This is a genomic window from Vibrio sp. JCM 18905, assembly GCF_055393305.1.
On record NZ_AP043880.1, the window covers coordinates 617,715 to 633,874 of the forward strand.

A 16,160-nucleotide genomic window follows, 5' to 3' on the forward strand; every position below is an offset into this window, starting at 1 on the left:
AGAATGGATTGCTGGAGTTTGTTACCGCTAGTCTGATTTAGTCATTGGAAGAGAATGAGCGTCTAGACTGTTAAGAGAATAAAGTCATTCGAACATTCATGTCTTTTAGAAAACTTTGTTTTCTTTGCTGATCTTGCTAGTAAAGATTAACCTAAGAGGAGTTCTCGTAGGAGTAAGTTTGATGATGCAACAAATAAAAAATGAAACCTTGAAATCCGTATTTAAACAATGGTCTTCCGAAGAGGGAATTGTGGTCATCAACCCTGCAACTGAGCAAGAGTTAGTTCGATTAAAGCCCAGTGCTCTTGAGGAATTAGATGACATTATTGGTAAGTGTAAAACCGAGCAAATTCGCTGGGCAAAGTTAAGTGCCAAAGAGCGCTCTCGTCGCTTGAAAAAGTGGTATCAATTACTCCTTGATAATGCAGAAGACATTGCCACGATTATTACCTTAGAGCAGGGAAAACCATTAACCGAGAGTAAAGGAGAGGTGATGTATGGCGCCTCTTTTGTCGAGTGGTTCTCAGAAGAAGCCAAACGTGCTTATGGCGAAGTTATACCTGCCCCCACGACAGATCGACGTCTGTCTGCTATTCGCCAGCCTGTAGGGGTATGCGCTGCAATTACGCCGTGGAACTTCCCTATTGCGATGATTACAAGAAAAGCAGCACCAGCCCTGGCGGCAGGCTGTGGCATGTTGATCAAGCCCTCTGAGCTTACTCCTCTTACTGCAATTGCTGTTGTTGAATTAGCTTATCAGGCAGGAATCCCAAAAGAACTGCTTCCTGTGGTGGTATCAGAGCAGGCAGCTGAGTTTGGCCAAGTACTAAGTACTGATCCTAGGATTAAGAAAGTTTCTTTTACGGGCTCTACGCGAGTCGGGAAGATTTTGATGAAACAAGCCAGTGACTCTGTCAAAGCGGTTTCGATGGAGTTAGGTGGTAATGCACCTTTTATTGTTTTTGACGATGCAGATTTAGATGCGGCGGCGGAAGGGCTTGTCGCTTCGAAGTTCCGTAATGCAGGGCAAACATGTGTTTGTACCAATCGGCTGTATGTCCATGAAGATGTAAAACAAGCTTTTATTGAAAAAGTATTGTCGGAGTTAAACAAATTACAGCTTGGTAATGGTTTAGAGAAAGGTGTCACATTAGGTCCTGTTATTACGATGGCTTCTAAACATCGCCTAGAGGCAGTGATCGATCAAGCCGTACAAGAAGGAGCTTCTATTGCCAACTCTCCGCAGAGACGCCCTGGGCGCTTTATGGAGCCCGTTCTTTTGGATAGCGTCAAGCAGCATATGTCGATTGTTCAGCAAGAGCTATTCGGGCCTGTATTACCTATTATTACCTTTGAGAATGATGAGCAAGTTCTCGGAATGGCGAATGACACAGAGTATGGTTTGGCTTGTTACTTCTACACGAATAACTTCAAGCGTATTGTTGCTTTCAGCGAAGGTCTGGAATACGGCATGGTTGGTGTCAATGAGGGGATTATTTCTACTGAGGTGGCCCCGTTTGGTGGAGTGAAAGAGTCAGGAGTTGGCCGAGAAGGTGCGAAACAAGGGCTCGATGAATATTTGGAGACAAAGTATATTTGTCTCGGTGGTTTAAGCTGAGTTGGTTGATTTAAGCAAAAAGCTGGGTTTTACCTGGCTTTTTTGATCTGGGAGATGTGTGCCACCCACTATGATTATTATTTATTGGTGAACATTACTTATGGTGGGACTATCGATAGAAAGCAGAGTTGTTGGTGAGCAGATATTCCACTCTAAGTTAAGCGATGCCTTCAAGGTAATGATCTAAACTCTGATTTTCTTTCCTGAGTGACATGAGTAGAAAAGAGTTTGACTTTAAACCAATGCAAAAAAGCCGTATCAAGAGATACGGCTTTTTCTAATATGGCTCCTCCTACTGGACTCGAACCAGTGACCTGCGGATTAACAGTCCGTCGCTCTACCAACTGAGCTAAGGAGGAACAAATTTTAATAAGTGGTGCCGACTACCGGAATCGAACTGGTGACCTACTGATTACAAGTCAGTTGCTCTACCTACTGAGCTAAGTCGGCACATTTTCGTTAATAAGTAATCGACTTACTAACTGAAAAATGGCTCCTCCTACTGGACTCGAACCAGTGACCTGCGGATTAACAGTCCGTCGCTCTACCAACTGAGCTAAGGAGGAATTGTCTTTTTAAAAGAATAAATGGTGCCGACTACCGGAATCGAACTGGTGACCTACTGATTACAAGTCAGTTGCTCTACCTACTGAGCTAAGTCGGCACACTATATTCTTTAACTATTGTTCGTGCTAAGCACCAACAATTAATAAATTGTGGTGCCCGGAGGCGGAATCGAACCACCGACACGAGGATTTTCAATCCTCTGCTCTACCGACTGAGCTATCCGGGCGACGAGGTGTATTAAACGGTTTTTCGGCTCTTAGGTCAACCATAAAATTAAAATAAAATATCGTTTGATGAAAATGTGCTCGGAGTGGGCTGTTTTTATGCATTTTTGATACAAATCCACCATCAACTAAGCTTTCTTTAATGGAAAGATAGGAGTTTGAAAGTAGAGTAAATGGATAAAAACAAAAAAAGCACGCTTGAAAACGTGCTTTATACTAAACAATTGACTTTAACCTAGTGCTTTACAGAGAACTTGTTTACCCAACCTTCTAGCTCATCCGCCAGCGAAGCTAAACTTTGAGTGCTTGATTGACTCTCCGTTACCACTGAGTTGAGCTGGCTTCCGCTTTCCTCGATAAGATTTACGCGCAGCGCAATATCATCGCTAACCTGAGTTTGTTCGGCTGCTGCGGTCGCGATCTGTTGACTCATTGCGGTGATAGATTCTAAAGCCGTTACAATTTGCTGCAGAGCTTCAGAGGCATTCTTAGACTCTGTTACTGTGCCCTCACTGGTTTCTGCACACACTTCCATTGTGTGAATAGCGTTACGTGAACCTTCTTGCAGGTTGGAGATCATATGCTGAATCTCTTTAGTGCTATCTTGTGTTCGGCCTGCCAGGTTACGCACCTCGTCGGCAACAACGGCAAAGCCTCGACCTTGCTCTCCGGCACGTGCTGCTTCAATGGCAGCATTGAGTGCGAGTAAGTTTGTTTGCTCTGCAATATCGCCAATTACATCGAGCACTTTCACTATACTATTTACATCCTGATCTAGATCGGCGACCGCTTTACTTGCAGTATTTAATTGAGAAGCCAAACCTTGAATGTTTTCAACAGTACTGTGAATCAGCTTCTGAGTATGCTGACTTTGTTTATCGGCTTCGTCTGTGTTGTTTGCTGTATCACTTGCCGAGTTGGCAACATGGTTGGCTGAAGATGCCATTTCAGTCATCGCTGTGGCAATCATTGCTGTTGACTGCTGCTGGGATACGGTGAGATCGGCAATCGTATTTGAGCGAGATTCTACGGCAGATAACTCAGCGCGCAGTGCGTGCATGGATTTCTCAAGGTTTGTCACCATGGTGGCTAGTGATTGACTCATATCTTGCACCGCACGATAGATACTTCCTCTCGGCGCCACTGCATCAAAACTGGTCTGAATGTCGCCTTGTGCAACAGCTTGAACGGCTTTGCGCACATCGTTTGGCTCTCCACCAAGTAGATTGAGCATCTTGCGAATCGAGATTATCAGACCACCGAGAATACTCCCCGCGATAACTAAACACAGTACAAGCTGCCATTGGGCGGTAGCCCAGAAGCGAGCATTCACCTCATTAAAGCCGATCCCTGTACCTACAACCCAGCCCCAATGTGGTGTTTTCTCGGCAATTGAGTGTTTTTCTTCAATGCTTCCGTTGGCCTGCTTTTGACTCCAAGTATATTCGACGATTTGACCTGTTTTGCGCCCCAAAACATCTAAGATAAGTTGGCCGACGCTGTTGCCATCTCCATCACGAAAGTCGTGAAAGCTTGTGCCATGTAATTGAGGGTCAAGCGGAGCTGCAACAAAAATCATGTTCTCATCTGCTACATAAACGTATTCGTTGTCTTTGTAGATATTATTACGAAGTAGGCGAGTGGCTAATGATTTCGCTTCGTCCTCTGGCATTTTGCCTTCGATAGCCATTTTTTCTACTTCGGTAAGAATGCTGTACGCACTTTTGAATAGCTCAGTAACCCGAGCTTTGTTATCAAGGTTACTTGCGACGCGAAGTGTCCATAAGCCCGTTGCGGTCAGTGCTAGGAGTGCTAGTAATATGATCGCAGATAATAAATAGGCTTGAGTTTTTAGTTTCATATTTAGCTCACAAATAAAGTGTCATCACTATGCAAGGCATAGCTAAAAGAAGAAATGTAATAACTCGGGCATCTTAGTGAAGATGAATATGAGCGCATACTAGTGCGTATTGAAATTATGATGAGGATTAAATTTTTAGCGTAAAATAAGTGTTTTTTAGAGATTGGGCTTAATATTTTGCGATGCTAGAAACAGAGAAACAGAGAAACAGAGAAACAGAGAAACAGAGAAACAAAGAAAATGAAATGAGCGTAGGACAGATGCCAAAAAGCCGCATCAAAAGATGCGGCTTTTTAAAAATGGCTCCTCCTACTGGACTCGAACCAGTGACCTGCGGATTAACAGTCCGTCGCTCTACCAACTGAGCTAAGGAGGAATTATTCGTGTATCGTGTTTAGCAATGACACCAAATAATGGTGCCTCGAGGCGGAATCGAACCACCGACACGAGGATTTTCAATCCTCTGCTCTACCGACTGAGCTATCGAGGCAAAAGAATGGTGCCGACTACCGGAATCGAACTGGTGACCTACTGATTACAAGTCAGTTGCTCTACCTACTGAGCTAAGTCGGCACACTTTATTCTTTTTAGAAGAGTTCAACTCTTCATCTTTTAGAATCTCACTTAAGTGAAACTCTGAAAAGTGGCTCCTCCTACTGGACTCGAACCAGTGACCTGCGGATTAACAGTCCGTCGCTCTACCAACTGAGCTAAGGAGGAACTATTCTGTTTTGTGTCTTGCCAATGATTTAAATTAAGCAAGCGCACCAAATATGGTGCCTCGAGGCGGAATCGAACCACCGACACGAGGATTTTCAATCCTCTGCTCTACCGACTGAGCTATCGAGGCAAAAGAATGGTGCCGACTACCGGAATCGAACTGGTGACCTACTGATTACAAGTCAGTTGCTCTACCTACTGAGCTAAGTCGGCACACTTTATTCTTTGTGCTTTTGTCCGTGTTATAACATTTCGTTAAGACACCAACAAATCAAATTGTGGTGCCCGGAGGCGGAATCGAACCACCGACACGAGGATTTTCAATCCTCTGCTCTACCGACTGAGCTATCCGGGCGACGGAGCGCTATTAAACGGATTTTCCCGCTTTGCGTCAACCACTTTTTTTAAATAATTTCAAAAAAGTGCTTGTTCGAACGCTTTTTATTCAACTGTCACTACAAAGTTTGCTTTGAGTTAAATTCCTTTTTGAAATTTGTAACTTTTTCTAGGTAACGACGTGCTTCTGCGTTCGGATGTTTCTTAGTTAGTGCCCAATAAACTTGGTTGGGTTGCAACGAATTAAGATCTTGCATTGCGCGTTTGCGATCGCTGCGATGGAATGTGTTTAAAACACCTCCAGTACCGCCATTGTAAGCGGAAATCATACTGTACTCGAGAGAGGTAGGGTGATGGACTTCTCTTAAATAACGATTTTTTAAGATGTAGAAATACGCAGTACCGGTATCGATGTTGTTTTCTGGATTAAACAAATATTCAGGGCTTGGTTGGCCTGAGCGCTTTTTCACGAGCTTGAATACGTCTCGACCGGCGGTTTTAGGTACAACTTGCATTAAGCCATACGCATTTGCCCAACTTACTGCGTACGGGTTGAAGCTGCTCTCGGTTTTAATAATGGCGTATATCAAATCTTCTGGAATATCGTATTTCTTAGAAGCTCGGCGCACGATATCGGCGTATTGGTAGCTGCGTGTTGAAAAATGGTCTTCAACCATGGGGATTTCGACGTAATACGCTTTCTTGAAATCAACGTCTTTGGTCTTGATCTTGTTTGCGATGAGATACTCCGCAAATCGGTTTGCCCGCCAAGACCACTGAATTGGCTTATTGTCTTGATCGACAACTTGTTTATACAGAAATGGTTGCCCTTCTAACGTGATTCCTTTTGAGGAGAACAAGTCGACGTGAGCTGGATCGTCTGGCGTGAGTAAGGTAGTGACAATCGCCTCTTTGAGGTGCTTTTGGGGCTCGGTAGGTGATACGGTTTCAATCGTGATCACGCCTTTGCGAAAGTCGACCTCGGCACGGCTAAGGTAGTTATCGATATATTTGACGTAATTACTTTTGCCTGCGTACTTAATTTCTTTTTTACCCCAGCGCTTTTGAATATTACCAGAGAAACTATTGATCAGGGCATCTAACGCGGCGGTATCTTTTTCAAATTGTCCAGGTAGCTCAGCTAAGTTATTGGCAAAACGGTTTGTGGGCTCGTAGTTGACGTCATAAATCTTTTCGACGAATTCACGGCTACAGCCAGCCATTAAAAGTGCGGCAGCAATAAAGACAATTTTTTTCATAAGTATCAGGGCTATTGAAGGTAATAGAAAAATGACACCACAAGTGGTTGTGATGTCATTGTTTTAACTCAAGCGACTTTATTCGCTCGGCGGTGTGTAACCTTCGATATGAACGTCTTTTCCTTCAAAGAGGAAGTTTACCATTTCTGTTTCGATCAGTTTTCGGTGCTCTGGATCCATCATGTTGAGTTTCTTTTCGTTGATCAACATGGTTTGTTTGTGTTGCCACTGAGCCCACGCTTCTTTCGAGATGTTGTCGAAAATACGTTTACCTAGTTCACCAGGGTAAAGTTGAAAGTCTAGACCTTCGCCTTCTTTTTTTAGTCGAGCACAAAATACAGTGCGGCTCATAATGACTCCTTGTATTCAATTAACGAAGTTCGTGGGGTAGCGCTTCCAGCAATAGTTTTACTGGCGCGGCTAAACCGACTTCTTCAGGTTTAGATAAGTTATACCAAAGACCTTTGTTGCCTTCCATTATCACGTCCGGTTGCTTTGCTAAATCAATCAAAATTGGCGTGATATCGAGGTGGTAATGGCTAAAGGTATGGCGAAAGGTAATCAGTGTTTGCTGCTGCTTGATATTGCTGGCTTGAATGCCACGTTGATCCAGTAGCAATTCAATGTCGCTTTCTACATCTACATGTTCGGTTTGTGGGAAGCAAAATAAGCCACCCCAAATGCCTGTTTGTGGTCTTTGTTCTAACCACACTTCATGACCATTTTCGGTGTTGTGGTGAAGCATTACAAAACGAGTTTGCTTGATTGGCTTGTCTTTTTTCGGTTTTTTACTCGGGTAGTCGAGCACATTGCCTTGTTGTTTTGCCACACACAGATCCGCAACAGGGCAGAGGCTACATTTGGGTTTGCTGCGTGTGCAGACCATTGCGCCCATGTCCATCATTGCCTGGTTATACTTATCTACGTCCGTTTGTGGGGTATGCGTTTCGGCAATTTCCCACAGCTGGTTTTCAACCTTTTTTTGTCCTGGCCATCCTTCGACTGCGAAACAGCGGGATAGGGTGCGCTTCACGTTGCCATCAAGAATCGCATGTGGTTGTTTATACACAGACGATAAAACGGCGGCTGCGGTAGAGCGGCCAATCCCCGGTAAGGCGTTCATTTTCTCTATATCAAGAGGAAACTCACCATTGTATGTAGAGGCGACCTCTTGTGCTGCTTTGTGAAGGTTACGGGCTCGGGCGTAATACCCTAAGCCAGTCCAAAGGTGCAGGACTTCATCTTGCTCAGCATTGGCAAGATCGATAACGGTTGGAAAACGCTCCAAGAAACGTTGGTAATACGGAATAACCGTAGTGACCTGAGTTTGCTGAAGCATGATTTCAGACAACCAGACACTGTATGCGGTCTTATTTTGTTGCCACGGAAGATCTTTTCTTCCATATGCGTCATACCATTCTAGGATGGCACTGGCGAAAGGTGTCACGACTTGCTCTGTATTCTATTATTGGTTAGGTGCAAAATTGCACCACATAATGGGCAAGAAGTACAACGGATAAACAGTAGGGATATAAAGAGGTGTGCTATTGCTTTTGGGCTGCCATAGGCCAAGAGCTCAACAAATACTTGCACCTCAGTAAATTCTTTGGATAATCCCCGCTTTGATTAATCAATGTGCAGGCAAAATCAATGAGTGAAGTAACCACTAACGAATACAACGAAGACGGAAAGCTGATCCGCAAAATCCGCAGCTTTGTGCGCCGTGAAGGGCGTTTGACTAAAGGTCAAGAGAGCGCGATGAATGAATGCTGGCCAACGATGGGTATTGACTTCAAAGCTGAACTTCTCGATTGGAAAGAAGTGTTTGGTAACGACAACCCCGTTGTACTAGAGATCGGTTTTGGTATGGGTGCTTCATTGGTTGAAATGGCAAAGAATGCACCAGAGAAGAACTTCATTGGTATCGAAGTACACAGCCCGGGTGTTGGTGCTTGTCTTGCGGATGCGCGTGAGGCGGGAGTTACTAACCTGCGTGTGATGTGCCATGACGCAGTGGAAGTGTTTGAGCATATGATTCCAAACGGCAGCCTATCGACACTGCAGTTGTTCTTCCCAGACCCTTGGCACAAGAAACGTCACCACAAGCGTCGTATCGTTCAATTAGGTTTTGCTGAAATGGTTCGTGAGAAGCTGATCCCTAATGAAGGTATTTTCCACATGGCGACAGACTGGGAAAACTACGCAGAGCACATGATTGAAGTTATGAACCAAGCGCCAGGTTTCGAAAACATTGCTAAAGATGGTGATTTCGTTCCTCGTCCAGACGACCGTCCTTTAACGAAGTTTGAAGCTCGTGGTCATCGTCTTGGTCACGGTGTGTGGGATATCAAATATAAGCGTATCGCGTAACTAGAGGAGTTCATGGGATGTACCATTACGCGATATTAGCGAATCCGGGTCATAACCGAATTTACTTTGATAGCGCAATGACCATTGCCTGTTCAGAGCTAAAAGCAATTTTAGCTTCACAAGGCGTGGATGTGACAGAAATTGGTAGTAAAGAGGTTGGCTTACCTGCAGCGTTGGTGTTTTCTTGTCAGGAAGCTCTAAGCGATGAGCAGACGCGAAGAATCGCAGCCTCTTCGATTTACTATGCACTATTTGAAGTGCGCGAAGATGGTTTACTTCGACCAATTCAAGCGCCAGCGTTCAATACTTTCCCGGAAAGCATGAGTCAGATTCTGCGTTATACCGGGAAAACAAACGAGCAGTTTACCCGTTTGATGGTGAATATCGGCATTAGTGCGTCCAATACGGGAAGTGAACAACTGACCTTAATGGATCCAATGTGTGGTAAAGGTACAACCTTATTTGAAGGCTTGATCCACGGTTTGAACGTGGTAGGGGTTGAGATTAACGCCAAGTGGGTGCAAGAGATCCAGACCTTTATTGTTAAGTTCATGAAGAATGGCCGCTTTAAGCACAAAGTGAGTAAAGAAAAGCGCACTGCGGGTGGCAAGAAAGTGGCGGATGGTTTCGTGGTTGAAGCTGCAGCAAATAAAGAAGATTACAACCAAGGCAATCTTCAGTTTATGAAGCTGTATTCGGCTGATACTCGTATCGCTGATCAAGTCGTGAAAAAGAACTCAGTTGATGTGATGGTGTCTGACTTGCCTTACGGCGTGCAGCACGGCAGCAAAAATGCCAAGGACAGCAAACTGAACCGTAGTCCACTAGAGCTTTTAAACGAGGCTCTGCCTGCATGGAAAGTGGTATTGAAAAAGCAAGGTTCAGTGGTGTTGTCTTTCAATGAATTCACATTGAAATGGAAAGATGTCGCGGCATTATTTGAAGAACAAGGTTGGAAGGTACTTTCAGAAGAGCCTTACATCGGTTATCTTCACCGTGTTGATCAATCTATCAACCGCAATATTATTGTGGCAGTAAAACCATAATCGACTTGAGTCGAACGAACCCTATGGAAAAGCCAACGACACGTTGGCTTTTTTTACCTCTGAGCTCAACGAGTTCTCTTGTAAATAGAAGGTAGAGAATGAAACCGACAGTGGAAATTTTGACAGATATTTTGGCGGAAGTACGCCCTTTAATCGGCCAAGGTAAAGTGGCTGATTACATTCCTGCTCTGGCAAAAGTACCCAGCAACAAGTTAGGTATTGCGGTATACACCAACGAAGGTGAGGTTATTAAGGCGGGCGATGCCGATGAACCTTTCTCTATCCAATCTATTTCAAAAGCATTGAGCTTGACGTTAGCGATGTGCTTGTACAAGCAAGAAGAAATTTGGTCTCGAGTGGGAAAAGAGCCTTCGGGGCAGGCATTTAATTCGCTAATCCAGCTAGAAATGGAGCAAGGTATTCCTCGCAATCCTTTTATTAATGCTGGAGCGATAGTTGTGGCGGATCTGTTGCAAACTCGCTTATCTGCACCTCGTCAGCGCCTATTGGAATTTGTACGTCAGCTTTCTGGTGATACTCATATTGTGTATGACAAAGTCGTCGCGGCATCTGAAATGATGCATGGTGATCGTAATGCGGCGATTGCTTATCTCATGCGCTCGTTTGGTAACTTCGAAAATGAAGTAATTCCAGTGCTGCAAAACTACTTCCACGCTTGTGCACTGAAGATGAGCTGTGTCGACTTGGCTAAAACGTTTAGCTATTTGGCAAATAAGGGCACATCGGTACAAACGGGTAAGCCCGTTGTTTCTCCCGTGCAAACCAAACAACTTAATGCACTGTTAGCAACGTGTGGCCTGTATGATGGCGCGGGCGAGTTTGCTTATCGTGTTGGCATGCCTGGTAAGTCTGGTGTCGGTGGTGGCATTATCGCGGTAGTACCTGGTGAAATGACCATTGCAGTATGGTCTCCAGAGCTTGACCCTTCAGGTAACTCCCTTGCTGGTACTAAGGCGCTTGAATTGCTATCGGAGCGAATTGGCCGTTCGATTTTCTAATGTTGAATGTTCTATATAAAAAGCCTCTCAATTGAGAGGCTTTTTTGTTTTTGGGCTGCGTTACTCTTCGCTTTCTTCGGCCATAAAGGCTTCGAGCAAGTCATTAAGGAAGAGCTTCCCTTTTTCAGTAATTTGCCAATGAGTGGCGGTTTCACTCAAGTAGCCCATTTCTAACGCCCAATCGATGGTTTCTTGAATCGTACTGAGCGGCAAGCCTGTGGTGTCCACGTAATCTTGCTTCGGGCATGCTTCCATTAAGCGGAATCGGTTCATAAAGAACTCGAATGGACGATCTTCATCCGCGACGACATGTTCCGTATGCAGATAAGGTTTGACCATATTTTGATAAGCCGCTAAATAGCCACGCGGGTGTTTTACCTTTGTCGTTCGAATAATACGTCCGTCGGTAAAACTGAGTTTGCCATGAGAGCCACAACCGATACCAAGGTAATCACCAAAGCGCCAGTAGTTGAGGTTGTGCTGACACTGATAGCCCGGCTTGCTGTAACCCGAGATTTCATATTGCACATAACCCGCGGCTGCAAGTTTTTGGTGTCCGAGATCGAAAATATCCCACAAATCATCATCATCAGGTAGCGTTGGTGGCTTGTAGTAAAACATGGTGTTTGGCTCGATGGTCAGCTGATACCAAGACAAGTGCGGCGGTGCCAACTCAATCGCTTTGTCCAAATCTGCCAAGGCTTGTTCGATGCTTTGATCAGGTAAGCCGTGCATGAGATCGAGGTTAAAGCTGTTCAAACCGATTTGGTGCGCCAGCTTAGCAGCATTGACGGCTTCGTCTTGGCCGTGAATGCGCCCCAAACGCTCAAGCTTCTGTTGCTCAAAGCTTTGCACGCCGATAGAGATACGCGTTACACCAGCTTTGCGGTAGCCAACAAAACGCTCTGCTTCGATGGTGCCTGGGTTAGCTTCCATGGTGATCTCAATTTCTGGCTTAAACGGAATACGCGCTTCAATGCCCTTAAGTAGACGCTCGATGCCTTCTGCCGAAATCAAACTCGGCGTACCACCACCAATGAAGATTGAATGCAGTGGACGTGGCACTTCGTTAAGGCGGTATTTCTGAATGTCAGTATCTAAATCTTCTAGAAGAGCACTGATGTACTCTTCTTCTGGAATCTCGGTTTTGAGCGCGTGAGAGTTAAAGTCGCAATACGGGCACTTTTGTACACACCAAGGGATGTGTACATACAAGCTGAGTGCTGGGGGCGTTAACATGGTCTAATTCGCTCGTGATTACTGAGACACTTGCTCAGACAGTTGAGCAAACAACGACTTGAGCGCTTTACCGCGGTGAGACAGTTGTTTTTTACGTGCAGGTTCAAGTTCGGCTGACGCACAGTTGTTTTCAGGAACAAAGAAGATTGGGTCGTAGCCAAAACCATTTTCACCGTGCGCTTCAGTTAGAATGCGGCCTTCCCATTTTCCGTGGCAGACGATAGGCGTTGGGTCGTTCTCGTGACGCATGAGGACTAATACACAGTGGAAACGTGCTGTACGCTCTGCTTCTGGTACGCCTTCCATTGCCGCTAGCAATTTTTCTAGATTCTCTTGATCAGATGCGCTCTCGCCTGCGTAACGTGCAGAGTAAATGCCCGGAGCGCCTTTTAAGAAATCGACTTCTAATCCAGAGTCGTCTGCAATGGCAGGAAGCCCTGTTTCTTGTGCGGCATGGCGAGCTTTAATGATTGCGTTTTCAATGAACGTTGTGCCCGTTTCAGCTACTTCCGATACATTGAATTCACTTTGCGCTAATACTTCAAAGCCGAAGTCAGACAACAAATCTGCCATTTCACGAACTTTGCCTTGGTTACCAGTTGCTAGCACAATTTTTTTCATGGGAATCTCTTTTAATAGTGATAGAGGAGAACAAATCGTTCTCCTCTAGATATTCTTTAACTAATAAGTAGTTTTTAGCCTGCTTAGATCCAAAAGCTTTTGGATCATCACAACCCAATTACTCTTCAACATAAAACTTCTGGGTGAATTTAAGCTTACCTGAGCCTTTGTTTCCAGCTTTTACGTCAATATCGAAAGTAAAAGTTTCTTCGTGGGTAATTGGCAGTTCGGCTAAATAGTATATCGCATTGCCTTCTTTGACTTCACGAAAGGATAAGGTCTGAGTTTGGCCGATGAGGTTTTTCGCGCGTCCAGCAATTTTTGCTTCTAATGCAGGTTTACCCAATGAAGCTCTATCTAGCACGCTAATATTAACCACAGCGAGGTATCCATTGCGCTTGATATCGTAGCTACGTGCGACTTTCGGTGTTAAGAATGTCGAGTTAAACGCGACATAGTGTACTTCGATATCTTTCATATTTTTAAACTGATCGGCGAAGCTTGGTAACGACAATAGGCTGATCAGTAATGCGGTAATCCATTTGCTCATTGTTACTTCCTCAAAGCACTTGTTATAAAACAACCATAGCCGCAATTTTACCTTGGTCACGGGGTAAAAATGCGAACTCAGTCATTGGTACTAGTAAGTGTGGTACAAAATTGTAAATAAAAAGCCATCATAAGATGGCTTTAATTTCTGTCGGTATCTGGGTAGGTGATTCTATCCGAATTTGTTTGTGCCGTCCTAATTCACCTTTTTCTATGTGAACCAAACCCTTAGCGATTTTAAACTGCTTGGCTAAGAACTTAGTTAGGTGCGCATTAGCTTTGCCATCGACAGGTGGAGCAGTAATGGCGATTTTGAGCTCTTCACCATGCAAGCCAACAATTTTATCGCGGCTTGCTTTAGGTTGAATATAGAGCTTTAGGATGATGTCCTCGCCATCTTGCCAAACTGCGGCTGACATTATAATTGGAACCAAATTGGACCAATGATATCGCCCATCAAGAAATTCGCGAACTGCAAGCCGATAAACAGCACCAGTACGCTCAAATCAAGACCACCAATAGCCGGAATAATACGACGGATTGGTGCGCACATTGGCTCGGTTAATTGATGGAATACGTACTCGATAGGGCTGCGACCTTGGCTTACCCAGCTCAAAATTGCACGGATCAATAGTACCCAGAACAGCAGACCTCCAGCGGCTTTGATTAATGATAACAAGCCCAAGAACAAGAAATCAGCGCTGAAAGAGACGGAACCGTTCGAAGCTATCAGGATCAGAACGACAAATTTAAGCACACACAACACGTAGGCAAACAACACTGTTGCTAGGTCAATATTCCCCACGGAAGGGATAATGCGGCGCAGTGGACCAATGACCGGCTGAGTCGCTTTTACTATGAATTGCGAGAATGGGTTGTAGAAGTCTGCGCGTGCAGCTTGCAACCAAATTCGCAAAATTACGACCATGATGTACAGGTCAAATAGGGTTGAGATGAGAAAACTCATTGAATTCATAAGGTACCCTTAACAAGTGATGGATGATACTAAACGGAGTTCATCCAAATAATTAAAACAGTTTTTCCATTTCTTCCGCGCGAGCCACAGCAGCTTGCATGGCTTTAGCAACAATATCTGAAAGTTGATGTTCGTTGAATGTACGCAGTGCTTCTGCCGTTGTCCCACCTTTCGATGTCACGTTCTCACGCAGGGTCGATAGCTCAGTTTCTGGGTTGCTAACCACCATACTGGCCGCGCCCAATGCAGCTTGCTGAACCAATAGTCGAGCGGTGTCTTTATCAAAGCCTTGAGCAATCGCTTCTGCTTGCATCGCCTCCATAAACAGGAAGAAGTATGCCGGAGCACTGCCTGCAGCGGCAATCACATTATTGATGCCAGACTCTTGCTCAACCCAACATACTTTACCGACCGCTTCCATTAACTCTGCAGCAAAAGCTTTGTCTTGCTCAGTTACATGGGCTGGTGCGAATAAACCACTCATGCCCAACCCAAGTTGTGATGGCGTATTTGGCATAACACGAACCAAGTTCAATTTGGTGGCTAGCATATCATCCAATCGTGAACAGTTGATGCCTGCTGCAATAGAAATCACCAGTTTATTAGTGAAATCGATCGCTTGCAGTGGTTTACAAACATCCGCCATCATTTGCGGTTTCACAGACAATACCACCACATCCGCCTCGGTCGCCGCTTGGATGTTATCGCTGGTGGTACGGATGCCAAAATCTTGTTCTAGCGGAAGACGGCGAGCCTCTGAAGGCGCTGTCGCGGTAATGTTTTGCGCTGGGTATCCGTTAGCAACCAAGCCAGAAACAATGGCTCTCACCATGTTGCCAGCACCAATGAAGGCGATTTTTTTATGTTCCATTTGTCTGATTTCCATCATGATATTTAGAGTTTATTGTGCGCTCAGATGTATAATGGCGCCGCTGTTACTTACTGCTCCTATTGGCGAGTAAGATGATTGCGCGATTTACTCTTTAATTTAACGACGAATTTATGTCGCTAGTGAGCGTTTTTTTTGATTTAGCTGTAGTCTCGCGCGCCGAAAATAGCGGTTCCAATACGAACCATTGTACTACCAGCTTCGATTGCAGCGGTCATATCACCACTCATTCCCATTGATAATGTATCGATTTCTGGGAACTGAGCTTCGAGTGTTTGCTTCAATGTAGCCAACTTCTGAAATTCATGAAGTTGTGATTCGTAATCAGACACGTTGGCAGGAATCGACATCAACCCTCTTAAAGTGAGGTTGGGTAGGCGAGAAATCAACTCCGCCAGCTCGAATACTTCCGCTTCGGTGACACCAGACTTAGATGCTTCACCACTGGTGTTAACCTGAATCAGAACTTGTAGCGGTTTAAGTTCGCTTGGACGCTGATCATTCAGGCGTTGAGCAATCTTGGTTCGATCGATGGTGTGAACCCAATCGAAATGTTCGGCAACAAGTCGCGATTTATTCGACTGAATCGGGCCAATGAAGTGCCATTCGATTCGATTATCTGGATAATGCTCGGCAAAGTGCTGAACTTTACTGACGCCCTCTTGGACGTAGTTTTCACCAAAGGCGGTTTGTCCCGCTTGGTAGGCTTCGAGAATTGCCTCGACAGGTTTAGTTTTGCTTACCGCTAGAAGTTGCACTGACTCTGGAGTTCGACCACATTTTTGCTCGTCATATCGAATTTGAGAGGTGATATGTTCAATATTTTGTTGAATACTACTCATAGCTGTACTTTAGACTTAAGGATT

Annotated in this window: 15 protein-coding genes and 12 tRNA genes; 4 read left to right on the forward strand and 23 right to left on the reverse strand. The window is 44.8% G+C overall.

Features of this window, described 5'->3' with window-relative positions; all coding sequences use genetic code 11:
• Positions 1-181 precede the first annotated feature (181 nt).
• Positions 182-1,618 carry an NAD-dependent succinate-semialdehyde dehydrogenase gene (locus ACZ5ZC_RS19525; protein WP_464932208.1) on the forward strand — a complete coding sequence of 479 codons (1,437 nt, stop codon included), beginning with the start codon at positions 182-184 and terminating at the stop codon, positions 1,616-1,618.
• Between the two features lie 283 nt (positions 1,619-1,901).
• Here the strand turns inward: ACZ5ZC_RS19525 and ACZ5ZC_RS19530 are convergent.
• The 16 genes from ACZ5ZC_RS19530 to mutY all read right to left on the reverse strand — a co-directional run bounded on the left by ACZ5ZC_RS19530 (position 1,902) and on the right by mutY (position 8,032).
• A tRNA-Asn gene (locus ACZ5ZC_RS19530) sits at positions 1,902-1,977 on the reverse strand.
• Positions 1,978-1,992: 15 nt separating this feature from the next.
• Positions 1,993-2,068: transfer RNA gene (locus ACZ5ZC_RS19535), tRNA-Thr, on the reverse strand.
• Between the two features lie 40 nt (positions 2,069-2,108).
• Positions 2,109-2,184, reverse strand: a tRNA-Asn gene (locus tag ACZ5ZC_RS19540).
• 22 nt (positions 2,185-2,206) lie between these two features.
• A tRNA-Thr gene (locus ACZ5ZC_RS19545) sits at positions 2,207-2,282 on the reverse strand.
• Between the two features lie 53 nt (positions 2,283-2,335).
• Positions 2,336-2,411 (reverse strand) — tRNA-Phe (locus ACZ5ZC_RS19550).
• A gap of 233 nt (positions 2,412-2,644) precedes the next feature.
• Entirely contained in the window at positions 2,645-4,270 is a 1,626-nt protein-coding gene (locus ACZ5ZC_RS19555) for a methyl-accepting chemotaxis protein (protein ID WP_464932209.1), read from the reverse strand.
• Between the two features lie 300 nt (positions 4,271-4,570).
• A tRNA-Asn gene (locus ACZ5ZC_RS19560) sits at positions 4,571-4,646 on the reverse strand.
• Between the two features lie 38 nt (positions 4,647-4,684).
• Positions 4,685-4,760, reverse strand: a tRNA-Phe gene (locus tag ACZ5ZC_RS19565).
• A 7-nt stretch (positions 4,761-4,767) separates the two neighbouring features.
• Positions 4,768-4,843: transfer RNA gene (locus ACZ5ZC_RS19570), tRNA-Thr, on the reverse strand.
• 71 nt (positions 4,844-4,914) lie between these two features.
• A tRNA-Asn gene (locus ACZ5ZC_RS19575) sits at positions 4,915-4,990 on the reverse strand.
• 54 nt (positions 4,991-5,044) lie between these two features.
• Positions 5,045-5,120 (reverse strand) — tRNA-Phe (locus tag ACZ5ZC_RS19580).
• 7 nt (positions 5,121-5,127) lie between these two features.
• Positions 5,128-5,203: transfer RNA gene (locus ACZ5ZC_RS19585), tRNA-Thr, on the reverse strand.
• Positions 5,204-5,269: 66 nt separating this feature from the next.
• Positions 5,270-5,345, reverse strand: a tRNA-Phe gene (locus ACZ5ZC_RS19590).
• Between the two features lie 100 nt (positions 5,346-5,445).
• Positions 5,446-6,585 (reverse strand): membrane-bound lytic murein transglycosylase MltC, encoded by a 1,140-nt coding sequence (gene mltC / locus ACZ5ZC_RS19595; RefSeq protein ID WP_005393998.1) that lies wholly within the window; start codon positions 6,583-6,585, stop codon positions 5,446-5,448.
• A gap of 78 nt (positions 6,586-6,663) precedes the next feature.
• The gene (locus ACZ5ZC_RS19600) at positions 6,664-6,936 is read right to left on the reverse strand and encodes an oxidative damage protection protein (RefSeq protein ID WP_005381002.1); all 273 of its coding nucleotides are present in this window, start codon (positions 6,934-6,936) and stop codon (positions 6,664-6,666) included.
• 19 nt (positions 6,937-6,955) lie between these two features.
• The gene (gene mutY / locus ACZ5ZC_RS19605) at positions 6,956-8,032 is read right to left on the reverse strand and encodes an A/G-specific adenine glycosylase (RefSeq protein ID WP_464932210.1); all 1,077 of its coding nucleotides are present in this window, start codon (positions 8,030-8,032) and stop codon (positions 6,956-6,958) included.
• A gap of 203 nt (positions 8,033-8,235) precedes the next feature.
• Between mutY and trmB the strand changes: the two genes are divergently transcribed.
• The 3 genes from trmB (at position 8,236) to glsB (ending at position 11,020) form a co-directional block, all read left to right on the forward strand.
• Positions 8,236-8,955, forward strand: coding sequence for a tRNA (guanosine(46)-N7)-methyltransferase TrmB (gene trmB, locus ACZ5ZC_RS19610; protein ID WP_006743099.1), 720 nt, complete (start codon positions 8,236-8,238; stop codon positions 8,953-8,955).
• A 17-nt stretch (positions 8,956-8,972) separates the two neighbouring features.
• Positions 8,973-10,001 (forward strand): TRM11 family SAM-dependent methyltransferase, encoded by a 1,029-nt coding sequence (locus tag ACZ5ZC_RS19615; RefSeq protein WP_104974790.1) that lies wholly within the window; start codon positions 8,973-8,975, stop codon positions 9,999-10,001.
• Between the two features lie 98 nt (positions 10,002-10,099).
• Positions 10,100-11,020: a glutaminase B gene (gene glsB, locus ACZ5ZC_RS19620; RefSeq protein ID WP_005393987.1), complete on the forward strand. Its 921-nt coding sequence runs from the start codon at positions 10,100-10,102 to the stop codon at positions 11,018-11,020.
• 60 nt (positions 11,021-11,080) lie between these two features.
• On the opposite strand, the gene hemW is transcribed toward glsB, so the two are convergent.
• From hemW to ACZ5ZC_RS19655, 7 genes are all read right to left on the reverse strand, one after another.
• The gene (gene hemW / locus ACZ5ZC_RS19625) at positions 11,081-12,259 is read right to left on the reverse strand and encodes a radical SAM family heme chaperone HemW (protein WP_464932211.1); all 1,179 of its coding nucleotides are present in this window, start codon (positions 12,257-12,259) and stop codon (positions 11,081-11,083) included.
• A gap of 18 nt (positions 12,260-12,277) precedes the next feature.
• A complete protein-coding gene (locus ACZ5ZC_RS19630) occupies positions 12,278-12,880 on the reverse strand; it encodes an XTP/dITP diphosphatase (protein WP_085342619.1) in 603 nt (200 codons plus the stop codon).
• A 118-nt stretch (positions 12,881-12,998) separates the two neighbouring features.
• The gene (locus tag ACZ5ZC_RS19635) at positions 12,999-13,430 is read right to left on the reverse strand and encodes a DUF4426 domain-containing protein (RefSeq protein WP_005393982.1); all 432 of its coding nucleotides are present in this window, start codon (positions 13,428-13,430) and stop codon (positions 12,999-13,001) included.
• A 127-nt stretch (positions 13,431-13,557) separates the two neighbouring features.
• Entirely contained in the window at positions 13,558-13,848 is a 291-nt protein-coding gene (yggU, locus tag ACZ5ZC_RS19640; protein WP_005393980.1) for a DUF167 family protein YggU, read from the reverse strand.
• The gene (locus tag ACZ5ZC_RS19645; RefSeq protein WP_012841393.1) at positions 13,848-14,405 is read right to left on the reverse strand and encodes a YggT family protein; all 558 of its coding nucleotides are present in this window, start codon (positions 14,403-14,405) and stop codon (positions 13,848-13,850) included. The genes yggU and ACZ5ZC_RS19645 overlap by 1 nt, the downstream gene beginning before the upstream one ends.
• 52 nt (positions 14,406-14,457) lie before the next feature.
• A complete protein-coding gene (gene proC, locus ACZ5ZC_RS19650; protein ID WP_047008834.1) occupies positions 14,458-15,276 on the reverse strand; it encodes a pyrroline-5-carboxylate reductase in 819 nt (272 codons plus the stop codon).
• A 158-nt stretch (positions 15,277-15,434) separates the two neighbouring features.
• Complete coding sequence (locus ACZ5ZC_RS19655) at positions 15,435-16,136, reverse strand: YggS family pyridoxal phosphate-dependent enzyme (RefSeq protein WP_054575409.1); 702 nt, start codon at positions 16,134-16,136, stop codon at positions 15,435-15,437.
• Between the last annotated feature and the right edge of the window lie 24 nt (positions 16,137-16,160).